Origin of the sequence: Pseudomonas oryzihabitans (genome assembly GCF_024652905.1) — a bacterium.
Classification (GTDB): Bacteria; Pseudomonadota; Gammaproteobacteria; order Pseudomonadales; family Pseudomonadaceae; genus Chryseomonas; species Chryseomonas benzopyrenica.
The window spans coordinates 1,758,291-1,773,917 of the sequence record NZ_CP102428.1 but is presented as its reverse complement, the minus strand read 5'-3'; the positions used below and the strand labels follow the sequence as shown (position 1 = coordinate 1,773,917).

Here is a 15,627-nt window from a genome sequence, read left to right as displayed (position 1 = left end):
CATGGCTGGTCTGGACCGTATCGACCTGCGCATTCTCAATGCCCTGTCCGCCGATGGCCGTCTGAGCTGGCGCGATCTGGCACAGAAGATAGGGCTGTCGCTGACCCCGACGCTACGGCGGGTCAAGCGTCTGGAGGAGGAGCGCTATATCCAGGGGTATCACGCCCAGCTCGACGAAACCCGGCTGGCCGGCAGTGTCAGCGTCTTCGTCTCGGTACGTCTGGAAAAGCAGTCCACCGATTACTTGCGCGCCTTCGAACGGGAGATCGTCAAGGCGCCCCAGGTGATGAGCTGTTTCCAGATGACCGGCGATGCCGACTATGTGTTGCGGGTGGTGGTGCAGGATCTGGCGGCCTACCAGCACTTTCTGGCCGATACTCTGACCTGCATTCCCGGGGTAGCCAGCGTGACCTCGGCCTTTTCGCTCAAGGCGGTTCTGCTCAGACCGGCGCCACCCCTCTGAACGATCGAGCGAGCGGTTAGGTGCCCAGTGAGCGGCGCACCTGCTGCGCCTGAACGGCACAATAATTCGAATCGCGGAGCCGGGCGATATCCAGCATCAGCGTCAGGCGACGTCGACCGGAGGAGTTGCAGAGCTGGGCGGGCAGACCGCCATCCGGCGTGAGCGGGCCGAACAGGCAGGTGACGTTGGGGAGCTGGGCAACGAATTGCTGGGTCAGGGCGAGCATTATGGCGGTCCGGACGGTCGAGGTGGCAATGTGACAGCGTTCACATTGCCGAGGTTCCTCGCCAGTCAGGCGCTGGGCGTCACCGAATAGGCCACGCCATTCACCGCGTCGATCAGCTGACCGATCGACCAGGGCTTGGGCAGGAACCGAACCTTGCATTTGATGCTGGCCGTGGACGGCGTTTCGTAGCCGGACATGACAATAATCGGCATGTCTGGCCACCGCTGGCACACCATGTTGGCCAGCTGCGCGCCATCCATCGAGCCGGGCATGCGAATGTCCGTCAATAGAATGTCGATGTTGGCGTCTTCTTTCTCCAGCAACGACAGGGCGGTGTCGGCCGAGTCAGCGGCGATGATGTTGAAGCCTTCGGGCTCGAGGATTTCGCGGACGAAATCCGCTACCAGTGGCTCGTCGTCCACCACCAGGAGAGTGGGTCGGAAGACAGGGGTTCCCGGCTGTTCTGCGCGCATGACTGGACCTTATATACAAGACATTGCTGAGCCTTGGAGGGTAACGGTGGAGGAAAATTCCCTGAGAGAGCTCGGAGAATTTTGGCGTCAGATTTCTGTCTTCGCGGGGTCGAAAGACCAACCAGGTGCCCGCTTTCCAAGCTGCGACCCTGTGTCGCGCACATTTGGTTACGTTTGCCGCAAGGCCTCTGTTCCGGTGCTTTCAGCGTTTCTTTGGACGCAGAGACTTCCCGTTGGGTGAAAGGTTTCACTTGGCTGGCATATGACTTGTATTAGGTGAGACAACTGCAGGACGCAGAGCGCTTTTTTTGTCACGTCCCAGTGGCCTTACCTAAACCCAGGCTTTGCTCGTACACAAAGGACATCGACGCCACGCCTCCCAAAGCAGTACCTGTCCATGACACCTATTCGCTCCGTTGTTACCGCCCTTCGTCGTCCGCTCGCCGCGGCCGCTGCTGTCGTCGCGCTGTCCGCTGGCTTCGCCCAGGCCGAGCCTGTCAGCCTGGTAGGTCTGAATCTGTCTGGTGCGGGCTTCGCGCCCCAGGTGTTGCCCGGCATCAATGGCACCAACTACATCTTCCCGGTGGAAGCCTACTTCCAGCAGTGGAGCGCGCGGGGCGTGAAGCTGATTCGCTTCCCCATCATCTGGGAACGCCTGCAGCCACGCCTGGGCGGACCTCTGGATAGCGCCTACGTGGCCCTGGTGAGCCAAACCTTCGGCTATGCGCAGAAGCACGGCATCAAGATCATCCTCGACCTGCACAACTACGCCCGCTATCGCGGTCAGGTGATAGGTACCAGCGGCGTACCTTACGCCCGCTATCAAGAGATCATGACCCACATCGCGCGGCAGTGGAGCGGCCAGTCCTCGCTGTACGCCTACGACATCATGAACGAGCCCCACGATGCCATGGCCTACTGGCCGACCGCGGCCCAGTACGGCATCAATGGCGTCCGGGCGGTGGACAGCACCCGGCCGGTGATCGTCGAAGGTAACGGCTGGTCGAGCGCCACCCGCTGGGCCGAATTCAACGATGTCCTGCTGGGGCTGAAGGATCCGGCCAACAACATCATCTTTTCGGCGCACTCCTACTTCGACGAGAACGCCGGCGGCAGCTACGACAAGACCGACGTCAACAAGCTCGATGCCAACTATGGCGTGACGCGGGTGAAGCCCTTCGTCGACTGGCTGAAGAAGAACGGCAAGCGTGGCTATATCGGCGAGTTCGGTGTCCCGGACAACAATCCGCGCTGGAACCTGCTGATGGACAACATGCTGGCCTACCTGAAGCAGAACTGCATTCCGGCCTCCTACTGGGCCGCAGGTCCCGGCTGGGGCAGTTACTTCATGTCGGTGGAGCCCATCAATGGCCAGGAGCGCCCGCAGTGGCCGACCCTGCGCAAATACCTGGACGACAGCAGCTGCACTGCCATCGGTCCAAACGCCAGTGGCAGCACCGCGCCGGCCGCCGGCGGTACCGGCACTGGCAACAGCGGCTCCATCGGTGGCAATGCCGGCGCCGTGGGCAATTCCGGTGGTGGCAGCGCTGGCAACACCGGCAACACAGGCAATACGGGGAGCAACGCCGGGGTCCAGATTCCGCCGAGCACCGGTGCCACCGCAGGCACTGTCACCTCGGTGGTCAACGACTTCACCAACCCGGACTGGCACAAGGGGGTGTTCCTCAAAAAGGCTGCGATCTCGGTACCCGGAACCGCGGTGAATCGCGCCGCCTTCAAGGCCGGTGCCTACCTGACCACCGCGGATGGCCAGGTACGGCGGATCTCCTCGGTACAGGCCGGCAATAGCCTGGGCGTCTTCACCGAGGGGACGCCCTTCAACGGCAACGCCGTGGGCTATCCCAAGACCGTGACGGTCTCGCCCACCGGGGTGACCAGCGCCGCCAGCGTCAGCAGTGCCATCAACGACTTCACCAACGCCGACTGGAATCGCGGCGTCTACCGTCGCGCCGCGGCCATCTCCATCCCGGCGACCGCAGCCAATCGCTCGGCCTTCAAGCTGGGTGGCTCGGTACGCCTCGTCAACGGCCAGATCCTCAAGATCAGCTACGTGCAGGATGGGGCGAAAAACCTGGGCGTTTTCTTCGATGCCAGCCGGCTGGATGCCAGCGTCGGCTATCCCAACACCCTGATTTCCTTCAGTCGCTGATCCTCGGGATCAGGCAACAAAAAACCCGGTGGCCATTGTCCACCGGGTTTTTTGTTGCCTGCTTAAAGATGGATGAAGGTGGTGACCTCTCCCGGTTGCACCCGGCATTCATCCACGGCATGGATCACCCCGGTGGTCAGGGCCGCTTCCGGACTCAGCAGCCGGGCGTTGGCCTTGAGGCAGCTGTAGATGTCCAGGGCCTCTGCGGCACCGGCGGTGCGCTCAGCGACGATGCGGGCATAGAGATCCAGGTCGTAGTCCAGGCACATGGCGTATTCGGCCATGCGTGCGTGGTCCACCGAGTTGTTCAGATTCCAGTAGAAGGAATGATAGAGGAACTTGCTGTGGCGACTGGCGGTACGCTGTTCACCGGCGAGAAAAAGGATGTTGCCCATGGATTCGACGGTACCCAGGTTGTGGGTGTGCACCGGTACCGGCAGGGACAGGAGGAAGTTGTACATCGTGAAGCCGTAGCTGCAATCGCCGCCCATGGTGGCGATCTTGAGCAGGATGCGCGAGGCGTCCTGCTGGACCGCCTGAGAGCACTGGGCGATCAGCTGGCCGCAACTGGTGGAATTGATGGGACCGGTGAAATGGATGACATGGGTGCTCATGGGGCCTACCGACGCGCCGGGGAGCCCGGCGGAAGGCGGGCTCTATAGGAGCTGCTTCGGCGACTTTCGGCCGGGCTTGAGCGCTGGCGTCGGCTGGCCGACGAAGCGCGTCCCAGACGGATGGGCTGCGCCTGGGCGCAATCGCGATCTCAGCGCAGCAGGAGCATCGGCACTTCGGTCTTGTGCAGCAACTGGGTGGTGCGACTGCCGCGCAGGAAGCGCCAGACCGAAGAGTGGCTGTAGGCACCCATGATCAGCAGATCCGCCCGGCGTTCGTCGAGGTGGCGGGGGACGATGCGCTCCACGTCACCATGGGCGACGGTGGTGTCCACCCGGCAACCGGCGCTGCGCAGCAGTAGGGCCAGGTCCTCCAGGCGCTTGCGCAGGATCGGATCGTCTTCGCCGACCCGCAGCAGGGTGCCGCTCATGCCGGCCAGCAGCGGACTGCGGGCCAGCGCCAGGATGCCCTGGTGAGTGGCTTCCCGGCCGTCGTAGGCGATGGTGAATTGCCGTGGCGGCTTGAATGGCCCCGAGCAGATCAGGATCGGCCGGTGCACGGCGCGCACCACGGCTTCCAGCTGGCTGCCGATGCCGCTGTCCCCTGAGCGCTCGCCGCGCTTGCCGATCACCAACAGGCGGGTGTCGGCTTCCAGGGTCTTGAGGGTATCCACCAGGCCCTCGGGCCGCCGCAGGATCTGTGGGGCGGAGGTCAGACCCTGCTGCAGCAGGCGCTGACGGGCATTGAGCAGCAGCGCCTTGGCCATCCCGGCACCGACATCATCGTCCAGATAGACCGGGGCGCCGTTGGCGACCTTCTTGCCGCTGCTGGCCGATTCCTGCACGTGCAGCAGGGTGACGGGTGCATCCAGCCGCCGCGACAACCAGGCGGTGTGGTCGCAGACGCTTTCGGCGTGGGGGGATCCATCGATGCAGGCGAGCAGGGAGGCCATAACGGTATTCCTTGACGAGACCGGGACCAGACACGATCCCTGTCAGGAGCGTAGCACCCGCCCAGCGCCTGCTGATGACGCCTGGATGTCATCTTCGGCTTTTGCTGGGCAGGTCACGGCCGTCATCCCGGACGCCCTCACATTTCGTAGCGATCGAGTTCCCGGGTGATCAGCAAACGCTGAATTTCACTGGAGCCTTCGTAGATCTGGGTGATGCGGATATCGCGGTAGTACTGTTCCACCGGATAGTCCTCCAGGTAGCCATAGCCGCCATGGATCTGGATGGCCTTGGAGCACACCCATTCGCCCGTCTCGGTGGCGAACAGCTTGGCCTGGGAGGCCTCACTGAGGCAGGGCTGGCCCGCCGTGCGCAACCGCGCCGCATGCAGGATCAGCAGCCGCGCGGCATTGAGCCGGGTGTGCATGTCGGCCAGCATGTTGGCGATGCTCTGGTGCTGGATGATGGCCTTGTCGAACTGGATGCGTTCGCGGGCGTAGCCCAGCGCCGCCTCGAAAGCCGCGCGAGCGATGCCCAGGGCCTGGGCGGCGATGCCGATGCGCCCGCCTTCCAGGTTGGACAGGGCGATGGCCAGGCCCTTGCCGCGCTCGCCCAGCAGGTTGGCCGCCGGGATCCGGCAGTTGTCCAGGGTGACCGCGCAGGTGTCGGAGGCGCGCAGGCCCATCTTGTGTTCGGTGCGCTCGACGCGAAAGCCGGGAGTGTCGGTGGGTACCAGAAAGGCCGACAGGCCCTTCTTGCCCAGCTCCGGATCGGTCACCGCGAAGACGATGGCCAGGCCGGCGCGGCGCCCGTTGCTGACGAACTGCTTGCTGCCATTGAGCACCCAGCTGTCGCCGTCGAGGACCGCGCGGGTGCGCAGGTTATGGGCCTCGGAGCCGGCCTGGGGTTCGGTCAGGCAGAAGCAGCCGATGACCTTGCCGGCGGCCAGGTCGGGCAGCCAATGATCCTGCTGTTCGGCGGTGCCGTAGCGCAGCAGTGGGCCGCAACCCACCGAGCTGTGGATGCTCATCAGGGCGCCGAGGCTGCCGTCGCCGGCGGAGATCTCTTCCACGGCCAGGGCATAGGCGACGTAGTCCATATAGGTGCCGCCCCATTGCTCGGGCACCACCATGCCCAGTAGGCCCAGTTCACCCAGTTGGGCAACCACGGCGTCGTCGATCCACTCGGCCTTTTCCCAGGCCCGGGCGTGGGGCGCGACCTCGCGGCGGGCGAAGTCACGCGCCATGTCGCGGATCATGCGTTGTTCTTCGGTGAGTTCGATGTCGTGCATGGAAGCCTTCCTCAGGAATGGCGAAAATCGGTGAAAAAGGCCGCGACGCGGCGTGGATCCAAATCCTGCCAGCGAGCCGGATTCCAGTGCGGCGTGCGGTCCTTGTCCACCAGCATGGCGCGCACCCCCTCGATGATCTCGCCCTTTTCGAACCAGCGGCGATCCAGGTGCAGCTCCAGCGCGAAACACTGCTCCAGCGACAGCCCGCCGCCTTGACGCAGCAATTCCAGGGCGGTGGCGACCGCCAGTGGCGAGCGGGCGTCCAGGATGGACAGGGTCTCCTGGGCCCAGTCGCGATAGGCGGAGCGGCTTTCCGCCTGCAGGCTGCCGCGCAACTCTTCCACGGTCGCCGCGGCGAAGTGTTCGGCGATGGCGGGGCGCAGGTCGGTCAGACGCGCCGACTCGGCCGGCGCCGTGGCGAACTCCTGCAGCAGGGCGGCCAGATCGGTCGGCCCCTGGGCAGTGGCCGCCTCCAGCCGTTGGAGGAGGTCGTCGGTCGTCGCTTCGGCAATGAAGACATCGGCCAGGCCGGCGGCCAGGGCATCGGCCGGACCGATCTGCACGCCGGTCAGGCCGAGATAGAGGCCCAGCTGATCCGGCAGGCGTGGCAGGAAGTGGCTGGCGCCGACATCGGGGAAGTAGCCGATGGCGGTTTCCGGCATGGCCATGCGGGTGCGCTCGCTGACGATCCGCAGGCGCGCCGCCTGCACCAGGCCCATGCCGCCGCCCAGCACCAGCCCATGGGCCAGCGCCAGCACCGGCTTGGGATAGCGGTGCAGCGCCAGGTCGAGGGCGTATTCCTCGGTGAAGAAGGTCAGGTGCAGGTCGTCGCCGCGCTGGTAGCTGTCATACAGCGCCCGCACATCGCCGCCGGCGCAGAAGGCCTTGGGCCCGTTGCCACGGAGCACGATCACCCGCACGCCGGGGTCCTGCTCCCAGTCGCGCAGCGCACCGTGCAGGGCGCGCACCATGTCCAGATCCAGGGCATTGAGCCCGGCCGGGCGGTCGAGGGTCAGGTAGCCGACCCCGCCGCGTCTTTCCAGCAGCACCTTGGCCTCGTTCATGCACCGTCCTCGTCCAGGTAGTCCTGGATGATGGCCGAGAAATCCAGGCCGCCGCCACCCGCGCGGCTGAACCTCTGGTAGAGCTGTTGCGCCACTGCGCCGAGGATCACCGGCTGGCGCACGGCGCGCGCCGCCTCGGTGGCCAGGCCCAGGTCCTTGAGCATGAGCTCGGCGGCGAAGCCGCCCTGGTAGCCGCGCGAGGCCGGTGCCTGGGGCAGCACGTCCGGATAGGGGTTGTTGACCTCCGAACTCCAGCAGCGCCCGCTGCTGGTATTGATCACCCCGGCCAAGGTCTTGGCGTCCATGCCCAGGCGGGTACCCAGGGCCATGGCTTCGGCTACCCCGACCATGGAGATGCCCAGCAACAGGTTGTTGGCCACCTTGGCCACCTGGCCGTTGCCGCTGGCGCCACAGTGCACCAGGTTGCGGCCCATGGCGGCCAGTAGCGGCTGGGCACGCTGGAAGCCGGCCTCGCTACCGCCGACCATGAAGGTGAGAGTCCCTGCCGCGGCGCCGCCGGTGCCGCCGGAGACCGGGGCGTCCAGCAGTTCCAGGCCGCGCTCGGCGGCGGCGCTGGCCACCGCCCGGGCGCTGAGCGGGTCGATGGTGGAGGAATCGATCAAGAGGGTGCCCGGCCGGGCACGGGCGATCAGTCCGTCCTCGCCCAGGTAGACCGTCTTCACCTGGGCGGCCGCGGGCAGCATGGTGATGATCACCTCCGCGCCACTCGCCGCCACGGCGGTGGGCGAGGCAGCGACCTCGGCTCCTTCGGCGCGCAGTGCGTCCAGCGCAGCGGTGGAAAGGTCATAGACGGTCAGCTGGTGGCCGGCCTTGAGCAGGTTGCGGGCCATGGGCGCGCCCATGTTGCCCAGTCCCAGAAATCCCAGATGCATGCTGGCGTCTCCCTTACTTGAGGGTGATGGTGGTGTTGACGACCCCGGCGCCGCCGACGTCCTGCTCGTCGGGCCAGCGCGTGGTGATGGTCTTGGTCTGGGTATAGAAGAGCACCGCCTGCTTGCCGTAGGGCCCCAGGTCGCCCAGCTTGGAGGCGCGCGAACCGCTGAAGGAGAACAGCGGCACCGGCACCGGGATGGGCACGTTGATGCCAACCTGGCCGACGTCGATGTCTTCCTGGAAGCGGCGGGCCGCGGCGCCGGAGCGGGTGAAGAGGGCGACGCCGTTGCCATTGGGGTTGGCGTTGATCAGGGCGATGGCCTCGTCGAGGGTGGCCGCGTGCATCACGCAGAGCACCGGCCCGAACAGCTCTTCGCGATACAGGGTCATGTCGGTGGTCACCCCGGAGAACAGCGTCGGGCCGACGAAATTGCCCTTCTCGTAGCGCTCGACCTGGATGTTGCGGCCGTCCAGCTCCAGGGTCGCGCCTTCGCTCAGCCCGCGCTCGATCAGGCCGCTGACCCGGTCCAGGGCCTGGCAGGAGATCAGCGGGCCGACATCGGTGCCGTGCTCGTGACCCGCACCCACCTTGAGGCTGCGCGCCTTGGCCACCAGGTCCGGCACCCAGCTGTTGGCTTCACCCACCAGCACCACCACCGAGACCGCCATGCAGCGCTGACCCGCCGCGCCGAAGGCGGCGCCCACCAGGTTGGCCAGGGTCTGTTCGCGGGGCGCATCGGGCATCACCACCGCATGGTTCTTGGCGCCCATCATGCACTGCACGCGCTTGCCGGCTTCGCTGGCGCGGCGATAGACATGGGTGCCGACGCGGGTCGAGCCGACAAAGGACAGCGCCTTGATATCCGGGTGATCGCAGAGGGCGTCCACCACCGCCGGTCCGCCATGGACCACGTTGAGCACCCCGGGCGGTACCCCGGCTTCCAGCGCCAGCTCGGCCAGGCGCATGGTCACCAGCGGATCCTGCTCCGAGGGCTTGAGGACGAAGGTATTGCCGCAGGCGATGGCCATGGGAAACATCCACAGCGGAATCATCGCCGGGAAGTTGAAGGGGGTGATGCCGGCGCAGACGCCCAGGGGTTGCAGCAGCGTATAGGTGTCCACCCCGCTGGCGACGTTGTTGGCCAGTTCGCCCAGTTGCAGATTGCCGATGGCCGCGGCGTGCTCCACTACCTCCAGGCCGCGGAAGACATCGCCCTCGGCGTCGGCCAGGGTCTTGCCCTGCTCGGCGGTGAGCAGGGCGGCCAGTTCGCTCATGTGTTCGCGGATCAGCTGCTGGTAGCGCAGGAAGATGCGTGCCCGGGCGCCGATGGGCGTCTTGCGCCAGGTGGCGAAGGCCGCCTTGGCACTGGCCACGGCGCGCTGTACCTCCTCAGTGGTGGCGAAGGGCACCCGCGCCAGCACCTCCTGGGTGGCCGGGTTGATCACTTCGCGGCCTTCGCGGCTGGTGGAGGTGACGAATTGGCCGTCGATCAGCAGCGGCACGTCTTTGATGGCGGTCTGGGTCATGACAGGGATTCCTGGGCGGTGGCAACGGAGGCCGGGGCAGGGTGGTTGGCGAAGTCTTCTTCGGCATAGTCGTGGAGGTCGGCTGTGCCAGCCGCGCGGCGCTGTGCCTCGCCCAGGCGCAGCTCGATGCGGCGGATCTTGCCGGACAGCGTCTTGGGCAGTTCGCCGACGAATTGCAGGCGGCGTACTCGCTTGTAGGGGGACAGGCAGCCACGGGCGAAGCCGAGCAGCTCCTGCGCGAGTTCAGGCGAAGGCGCGTGGCCGGCGGCCAGGATGACGAAGGCCTTGGGTACATTGAGGCGCAAGGGGTCGGGGCTCGGCACCACGGCCACTTCCATCACGGCCGGGTGCTCGATCAGGGCGCTTTCCAGTTCGAAGGGGCTGATGCGGTAGTCCGCCGACTTGAAGACGTCATCGGCGCGCCCGACGAAGGTGATGTAGCCCTCGGCATCACGCACCGCGGTATCGCCGGTGCGGTAGTGGCCGTCCCGCATCACCTCGGCGGTTTTCTCCGGACTGTCCTCGTAGCCCAGCATCAACCCGGCGGGGCGCGGCTGCAGCGACAGGGCCACCTCGCCGTCGTTGCCCGGCTGGCCATCGGCATCCAGCAACTCGACGTGGCACCCTGGCAGCGGACGACCCATGGAGCCCGGCTTGAGCGGCTGGCCCGGGGTATTGCCTACCAGGGCGGTGGTCTCCGACTGGCCGAAACCATCTCTCAGGGTCAGCCCCCAGGCCGCCTGCAGGCTGTCGATGATCTCCGGATTGAGCGGCTCGCCGGCGCCGACCAGCTCCCGCAGCTGCAGCCGCTCGCGATAGGCGGCAAGGTCCTCCTGGATCAGCATGCGCCACACCGTGGGCGGCGCGCAGAGACTGGTGACGGGATAGCGCGCCAGCACCTCCAGCAGCGCCTGGGGCTTGAAGCGCGGCACGTCATGGATGAACACGCAGGCACCGGCATTCCAGGGGGCGAAGACGCAACTCCAGGCATGCTTGGCCCAGCCTGGGGAGGAGATGTTGAGGTGTACGTCGCCTGGCTGCAGGCCGATCCAGTAGAGGGTCGACAGGTGCCCGACTGGATAGCTGCTGTGGCTGTGCAGGACCAGCTTGGGTCGCGAGGTGGTCCCCGAGGTGAAATAGAGCAGCAGCGGATCCGTGGCGAGGGTAGGGCCGTCCGGCAGGAAGTCGCTGGCGCAGGCGCCCGGTGCATAGGGCTGCCAACCGGCCACCGGCGACCCGACGCAGATCCGGGTAAGGCCCGGATCCAGACTGGCGCAACGCTCCGTATGGGCGCTGCCCACCACCAGATGGGCGATGCGCCCGCGCTGCACCCGATCCTGCAGATCGGCATCACTGAGCAAGGTGGTGGCGGGCACCACCACGGCACCCAGCTTGAAGGCACCGAGCAGCGTCTCCCACAGCGCCACCTCGTTGCCCAGCATCACCAGGATGCGTTCGCCGCGCCGCACGCCCTGGGCCCGCAGGAAGTTGGCGGTGCGATTCGAGGCCTGGCGCAGCTCGGCGAAGCTGTAGCGCTCTTCGCGACCTTCGGCGTCGAGTCGCCACAGTGCCGGACCGGCATGCTCCTCGGCCAGGCGATCGAAATGATCCAGCGCCCAGTTGAAGTGTTCCAGTTGCGGCCAGCGAAAATCGCGGACGGCAGTGGCGTAGTCGGTGCGATGGCGCAGCAGGAAGTCGCGCGCTGCGCGGAAGGCGTCGCCGGCCGTCATGGGCGATACCCCGCGGCCTGCAGGAGCGGGAAGGAAGGGCAGCGTCCGGCCTGGCGCCGGGATGGGGCCTGAGGGTGGGTCATGGTTGCCTGCTCTTTATTGTTGTTGGGTAGCAGCGGGTCGCGCCGTCACCACTCGTGACGCGCCCTGGTAAGCAGTATAGTTCCGGCAAAAGTCTCTTGGCTTCCGACAAAAACGCCCGACCGACATGCAAAAATCCAATAACCCGGCAGCGCGTCTCGACTGGGACGATCTCAGATTCTTCCTCGAAGTCGCCCGCACCCAGAAGGCCAGCGCCGCGGCGCGGCGGTTGGGGGTCGATTACACCACCGTCTCGAGGCGTATCTCGGCCCTGGAAAAGGCGCTTGGTGCCCTGCTGTTCGAGAAGTCGCGCAGCACCGGCTTCAGCCTCACCATGGAAGGGCAGCGGCTGCTGGTGCACGCCGAAACCCTGGAAAGCACCCTGCAGACCGCCTGCGAGCAGATCTCCGATACCCGTCTGGCGCCTTCCGGCCAGGTGCGCATCGGTGCTACCGAAGGCTTCGGCAGCTACTTCGTCGCGCCTCAGCTGAGCTTCTTCCAGGATCGCTATCCGGGGATCACCCTCGATGTGCTACCGGTCCCGCACTTCGTCAACCTGTCGCGCCGCGAAGCCGACATCGCCATCACCCTGGAACGCCCCGAGCGCGGACCCTATGTCTGCCGCAAGCTGTGCGACTATCGCCTGCGACTCTATGCCACCGCCGACTACCTGGCCCGCCACCCGCCCATCGCGCAGCTCGCGGATCTGCACCGTCATAGGTTCATCACCTACGTCGACGATCTCGCCTTCAGCCCCGAGCTGCTCTATCTGGAGCGCATCCTGCCGGAGGCCAGCAGCGGCCTGCGCAGTACCAGCGTGATTGCCCAGTATCAGGCCGCCCTGTGCGGACACGCCCTGGCCATCCTGCCGTGCTTTGTCGCCGAGCCGGATCCGCGCCTGGTGGCGCTCCTGCCGGAACAGATCCAGATCACCCGGCAATTCTGGCTCTACTACCGCGAAGACTTGCGCCGCCTGCGCCGCATCACCCTGGTGACCGACTACCTGCGCGCCTGCACCGACGCCAATCGCGACTTCCTGCTCGGCGAAACCCGCGCGCCAGTGCTGGGCTGGCCGGCGACCTGAGGCCCGGCGCCGATCGCTGCGGCACCCCGGGACCCGGCCGGGGTCTCAGAGCTGTCGGTCGTCCTTCGACGGCCTCCAGTGAACAGATGGGAACGGCAATGGAACGATATCAGGCATTGAGTCAGGCGCTGAGCAAGTCAGCCGAGCGGGAAGAAGCCTACTGGCAGGAGCTGGAGCGCCGCCTGCATGAATTGCCGGAGTGCTTCACCCGCTACCTGGGGCTCACTCCCGCGGATCAGGTCGATGCCGGGTTGGGCCTGGAAAAGCGCGTCGATGGCAACATCGTCCGCGAACTGGAAGTCTATGCGCGCTACGACCTCACGGTGATCGTCGATGACCTGGCCGGCACGCCCCAGACCTTCGCCATCGGGCTGTCCTTCTTCTATACCAACGACCACTTCGTGCTGAAGGAGCGCGACGGCGAATTCTCCGTTGCCCTCGAACCTCAGGACGATCCCGACCGATTCTGGGACGAAGGCTGCCGCGAGATCTACGATTCGCTGGCACGACGGATCCGCAGCAAGACCCTGCCCGCCATCGAGTAGGAAAGGGCGGCCGCGCGGGCCGCCGCTTTTCAGACGGGAGTGACCAGGGTCCCGTCGGTGAAATAGCGCTCCACATTGGCCAGCACCAGATCAGCCATGGCCTGGCGCGTCTCGTGGGTGCCGCTGCCGAGATGCGGGGTGAGGACCACGTTGTCCAGCGTCAGCAACGCCGTGGGCACCTCGGGTTCCTCGGCGAAGACATCCAGCCCGGCGCCGCCCAGGGCGCCGCTCTGCAGGGCCGCCACCAGGGCCGGCTCATCGACCACACTGCCGCGAGCGATGTTGATGAGATAGCCACGCGGTCCCAGGGCCGCGAGGATCCGCGCGTCGATCAGCCCATCGGTGGCGGCACCACCGGGCAGCGACAGCACCAGGAAGTCCGCTGCCTCCGCCAGGGATTCGAGATCGGCATGATAGCGATAGGGTACGTCCGGTTGCCGATGGCGACCGTGGTAGGCCACTTCCATGCCAAAAGCCTCCACCCGTCGGGCGATGCCTTTGCCGATGTTACCCAGACCGACAATGCCGCAGGTCTTGCCCGCCAGGCGCGAGGTCAGGGGAAACTTGCCCTGGCGCCAGTCGCCGCGGCGCACGAAACGATCCGCCGCACTGATGCCCCGCGCTACATCGATCAGCAGGGCGAAGGCGGTGTCGGCGACGCAGTCGTCCAGGACACCCGGGGTGTTGCTCACGAGCACGCCTCTGTCGCGCGCCGCGGCGATGTCGATGCTGTCGTAGCCCACGCCGAAACTGAACACCGCCGCTAGGGCGGGCAGGGCGCTCATCAGTTCGCGGGTCGCACCGTGCACGCCTGAGGTCACCACGGCCACCACGTCCTGGCCGCGTGCCGCGAGCAGTTCGGACTGATCGGGTGCTTCCCAAAGTCGTAGCACCTCATAACGGGTCTCTAGCGCGTCCTGCAGCGCAGGCAGCAGCGGACCCACCTGCAGCAACAGCGGACGTTGGTTCTGTTCAGCCATTTCTAGACTCCTTGAAAGAGAAGGGGCGGCGAACCGCCCCTTGAAGCGGTGGGCTCAGCCCAGCAATTGCAGGCCAAGCTGGATCGCGACCCAGATCGCCAACAGGGTGGCGAAACCCAGGGCCAGGTTCTCGAACCAGTTGTTGCGGTACTCGTCGCCCAGCAGCGACTTCTGGTTGGACATGATCAGCAGGCCCAGGGAGATCACCGGCAGGCCGACGATGTTCAAGGCATTCACGCCGATGGTCAGGGTCACGAAGTCGGGCATGCCCGGCAGCGACCACACCAGCGGCGTCACCAGGATGAAGAGCAGGAACCACTTGTGCGCCGGGTCCTTATGAAAGGTCTTGCCATAGCGCTCGCGCCGTTCCGGACGGATGTGCTGCAGGGCATCGGTGATCAGCATGGGGAAGGCGGTGGTCTTGCCCACCACGCTGGCGAACAGGGTGGCGAAGACGCCGGTGAAGAAAATCAACCAGCCGCCCGAGCCGAAGAACAGCTCCAGCGCCGAGCCCAAGTCGTTCAGGGTGTTCACCTGCAGGCCGTTGGGTCTGAGGATTTCCACGCCGACGACCCAGATGGCCAGGTTGATGATGATGCCAACCACCACGGCGAACAGCAGATCGTTGCGCTGGATGCGCTTGTGCTCCGGGCCGGTCCAGCCCTTTTCCTTCATCACATAGGGATGCACGAAGTTGGCGATGGAACCGGCCACGGCGCCAATGACCGACACGGCCACCAGCAGAGCCCCATGCACGCCTTCGTCCGGCGGAATGCTGAAGCCGATGGTGCCGCGCAGGATGCCGCCCAGGTCCGGGCCCGACATCACCGCCAGCGTGATGAAGGCCAGGGTCATGACCGCCAGCAGCACCTTCATCACGCCTTCGATCAGGGCATAGAAGTTCCGTCCCACCAGCAGCCAGACGGCGATCACCACCGCCACCGAACAAAGCAGCGGATAGTCGACATGGAGAAGGGTGGCCAGGGCCTCGCCAGCGCCCTTGAGCATGTAGGCGTTGGTCAGGTGCCCCATGACGAGCGCGTACCCGAGCATGAACCAGGCGAACACCGGGTGCAGCTGGGCATAGCCTTCTAGGATCGACATGCCCTTGTTATTGCACAGCTGGAAGCGCGCGATGATGTTGACGATGAGAAAGCGCAGCAGCAGGGACACCGCCAGCACCCACATCATGGCGTAGCCATAGTTGGCGCCAGCCACCGAGGAAGTGATGAGGTCGCCAGCGCCCAGCCAGGACAGCACCGCGATGATGCCGGGGCCCAGCAGCTTCGCCAGGCGGCGCAGGCCGGAGCCTTGCTCCTTGGCCAGAGGTACGGATTTTTCGACGGAACCGGATCGCTCCATTAGGGCGGTTCTCCTAACGATTGTTGTTGTTGTGAAGGGGCCGGAAGTGGCCTTTTCGTTAGCTTGCCCTTTCAGGGTTTAGCACTACATACGACGTCGTACAACTAAAGGTGGGCAACAAAATGTTGCTTTCGTCGGGTCAGGCCAGACGCCCTTCGTTGATTGCCGTACGTAC

General features: G+C 65.8%; 15 protein-coding genes. 4 read left to right on the top strand and 11 right to left on the bottom strand.

Annotated elements, in window-relative coordinates; all coding sequences use genetic code 11:
• Nucleotide 1: 1 nt before the first annotated feature.
• Entirely contained in the window at nucleotides 2-463 is a 462-nt protein-coding gene (locus NRG74_RS08220) for an Lrp/AsnC family transcriptional regulator (RefSeq protein ID WP_017642824.1), read from the top strand.
• A 16-nt stretch (nucleotides 464-479) separates the two neighbouring features.
• Here the strand turns inward: NRG74_RS08220 and NRG74_RS08215 are convergent, their stop codons facing one another.
• Both NRG74_RS08215 and NRG74_RS08210 read right to left on the bottom strand, forming a co-directional pair.
• Nucleotides 480-689 (bottom strand): hypothetical protein, encoded by a 210-nt coding sequence (locus NRG74_RS08215; RefSeq protein WP_017642825.1) that lies wholly within the window; start codon nucleotides 687-689, stop codon nucleotides 480-482.
• Between the two features lie 65 nt (nucleotides 690-754).
• A complete protein-coding gene (locus tag NRG74_RS08210) occupies nucleotides 755-1,162 on the bottom strand; it encodes a response regulator (protein WP_026084051.1) in 408 nt (135 codons plus the stop codon).
• Nucleotides 1,163-1,559: 397 nt separating this feature from the next.
• Here NRG74_RS08210 and NRG74_RS08205 point away from each other — a divergent pair, with 397 nt between their 5' ends.
• Complete coding sequence (locus NRG74_RS08205; protein ID WP_257706262.1) at nucleotides 1,560-3,332, top strand: glycoside hydrolase family 5 protein; 1,773 nt, start codon at nucleotides 1,560-1,562, stop codon at nucleotides 3,330-3,332.
• Nucleotides 3,333-3,394: 62 nt separating this feature from the next.
• Here the strand turns inward: NRG74_RS08205 and NRG74_RS08200 are convergent, their stop codons facing one another.
• The 7 genes from NRG74_RS08200 to NRG74_RS08170 all read right to left on the bottom strand — a co-directional run bounded on the left by NRG74_RS08200 (nucleotide 3,395) and on the right by NRG74_RS08170 (nucleotide 11,400).
• Nucleotides 3,395-3,946, bottom strand: coding sequence for an ATP-dependent Clp protease proteolytic subunit (locus NRG74_RS08200; RefSeq protein WP_017642600.1), 552 nt, complete (start codon nucleotides 3,944-3,946; stop codon nucleotides 3,395-3,397).
• 149 nt (nucleotides 3,947-4,095) lie between these two features.
• Complete coding sequence (locus NRG74_RS08195) at nucleotides 4,096-4,896, bottom strand: universal stress protein (protein WP_017642599.1); 801 nt, start codon at nucleotides 4,894-4,896, stop codon at nucleotides 4,096-4,098.
• 137 nt (nucleotides 4,897-5,033) lie between these two features.
• The gene (locus tag NRG74_RS08190) at nucleotides 5,034-6,185 is read right to left on the bottom strand and encodes an acyl-CoA dehydrogenase family protein (RefSeq protein WP_064308847.1); all 1,152 of its coding nucleotides are present in this window, start codon (nucleotides 6,183-6,185) and stop codon (nucleotides 5,034-5,036) included.
• An 11-nt stretch (nucleotides 6,186-6,196) separates the two neighbouring features.
• Nucleotides 6,197-7,249: an enoyl-CoA hydratase/isomerase family protein gene (locus NRG74_RS08185; RefSeq protein ID WP_257706261.1), complete on the bottom strand. Its 1,053-nt coding sequence runs from the start codon at nucleotides 7,247-7,249 to the stop codon at nucleotides 6,197-6,199.
• A complete protein-coding gene (gene mmsB, locus NRG74_RS08180; protein ID WP_257706260.1) occupies nucleotides 7,246-8,142 on the bottom strand; it encodes a 3-hydroxyisobutyrate dehydrogenase in 897 nt (298 codons plus the stop codon). The genes NRG74_RS08185 and mmsB overlap by 4 nt, the downstream gene beginning before the upstream one ends.
• A 13-nt stretch (nucleotides 8,143-8,155) precedes the next feature.
• Nucleotides 8,156-9,670 (bottom strand): CoA-acylating methylmalonate-semialdehyde dehydrogenase, encoded by a 1,515-nt coding sequence (locus NRG74_RS08175; RefSeq protein ID WP_257706259.1) that lies wholly within the window; start codon nucleotides 9,668-9,670, stop codon nucleotides 8,156-8,158.
• Nucleotides 9,667-11,400 (bottom strand): AMP-binding protein, encoded by a 1,734-nt coding sequence (locus NRG74_RS08170; RefSeq protein WP_257706258.1) that lies wholly within the window; start codon nucleotides 11,398-11,400, stop codon nucleotides 9,667-9,669. The genes NRG74_RS08175 and NRG74_RS08170 overlap by 4 nt, the downstream gene beginning before the upstream one ends.
• Nucleotides 11,401-11,608: 208 nt before the next feature.
• Here NRG74_RS08170 and NRG74_RS08165 point away from each other — a divergent pair, with 208 nt between their 5' ends.
• The gene (locus NRG74_RS08165; RefSeq protein WP_257706257.1) at nucleotides 11,609-12,565 is read left to right on the top strand and encodes a LysR family transcriptional regulator; all 957 of its coding nucleotides are present in this window, start codon (nucleotides 11,609-11,611) and stop codon (nucleotides 12,563-12,565) included.
• Nucleotides 12,566-12,663: 98 nt separating this feature from the next.
• Nucleotides 12,664-13,110 carry a hypothetical protein gene (locus NRG74_RS08160; RefSeq protein ID WP_173148240.1) on the top strand — a complete coding sequence of 149 codons (447 nt, stop codon included), beginning with the start codon at nucleotides 12,664-12,666 and terminating at the stop codon, nucleotides 13,108-13,110.
• A gap of 29 nt (nucleotides 13,111-13,139) precedes the next feature.
• On the opposite strand, the gene NRG74_RS08155 is transcribed toward NRG74_RS08160, so the two are convergent.
• Nucleotides 13,140-14,090, bottom strand: coding sequence for a 2-hydroxyacid dehydrogenase (locus NRG74_RS08155; protein WP_257706256.1), 951 nt, complete (start codon nucleotides 14,088-14,090; stop codon nucleotides 13,140-13,142).
• A gap of 54 nt (nucleotides 14,091-14,144) precedes the next feature.
• Nucleotides 14,145-15,452: an Nramp family divalent metal transporter gene (locus NRG74_RS08150; protein WP_017642590.1), complete on the bottom strand. Its 1,308-nt coding sequence runs from the start codon at nucleotides 15,450-15,452 to the stop codon at nucleotides 14,145-14,147.
• Between the last annotated feature and the right edge of the window lie 175 nt (nucleotides 15,453-15,627).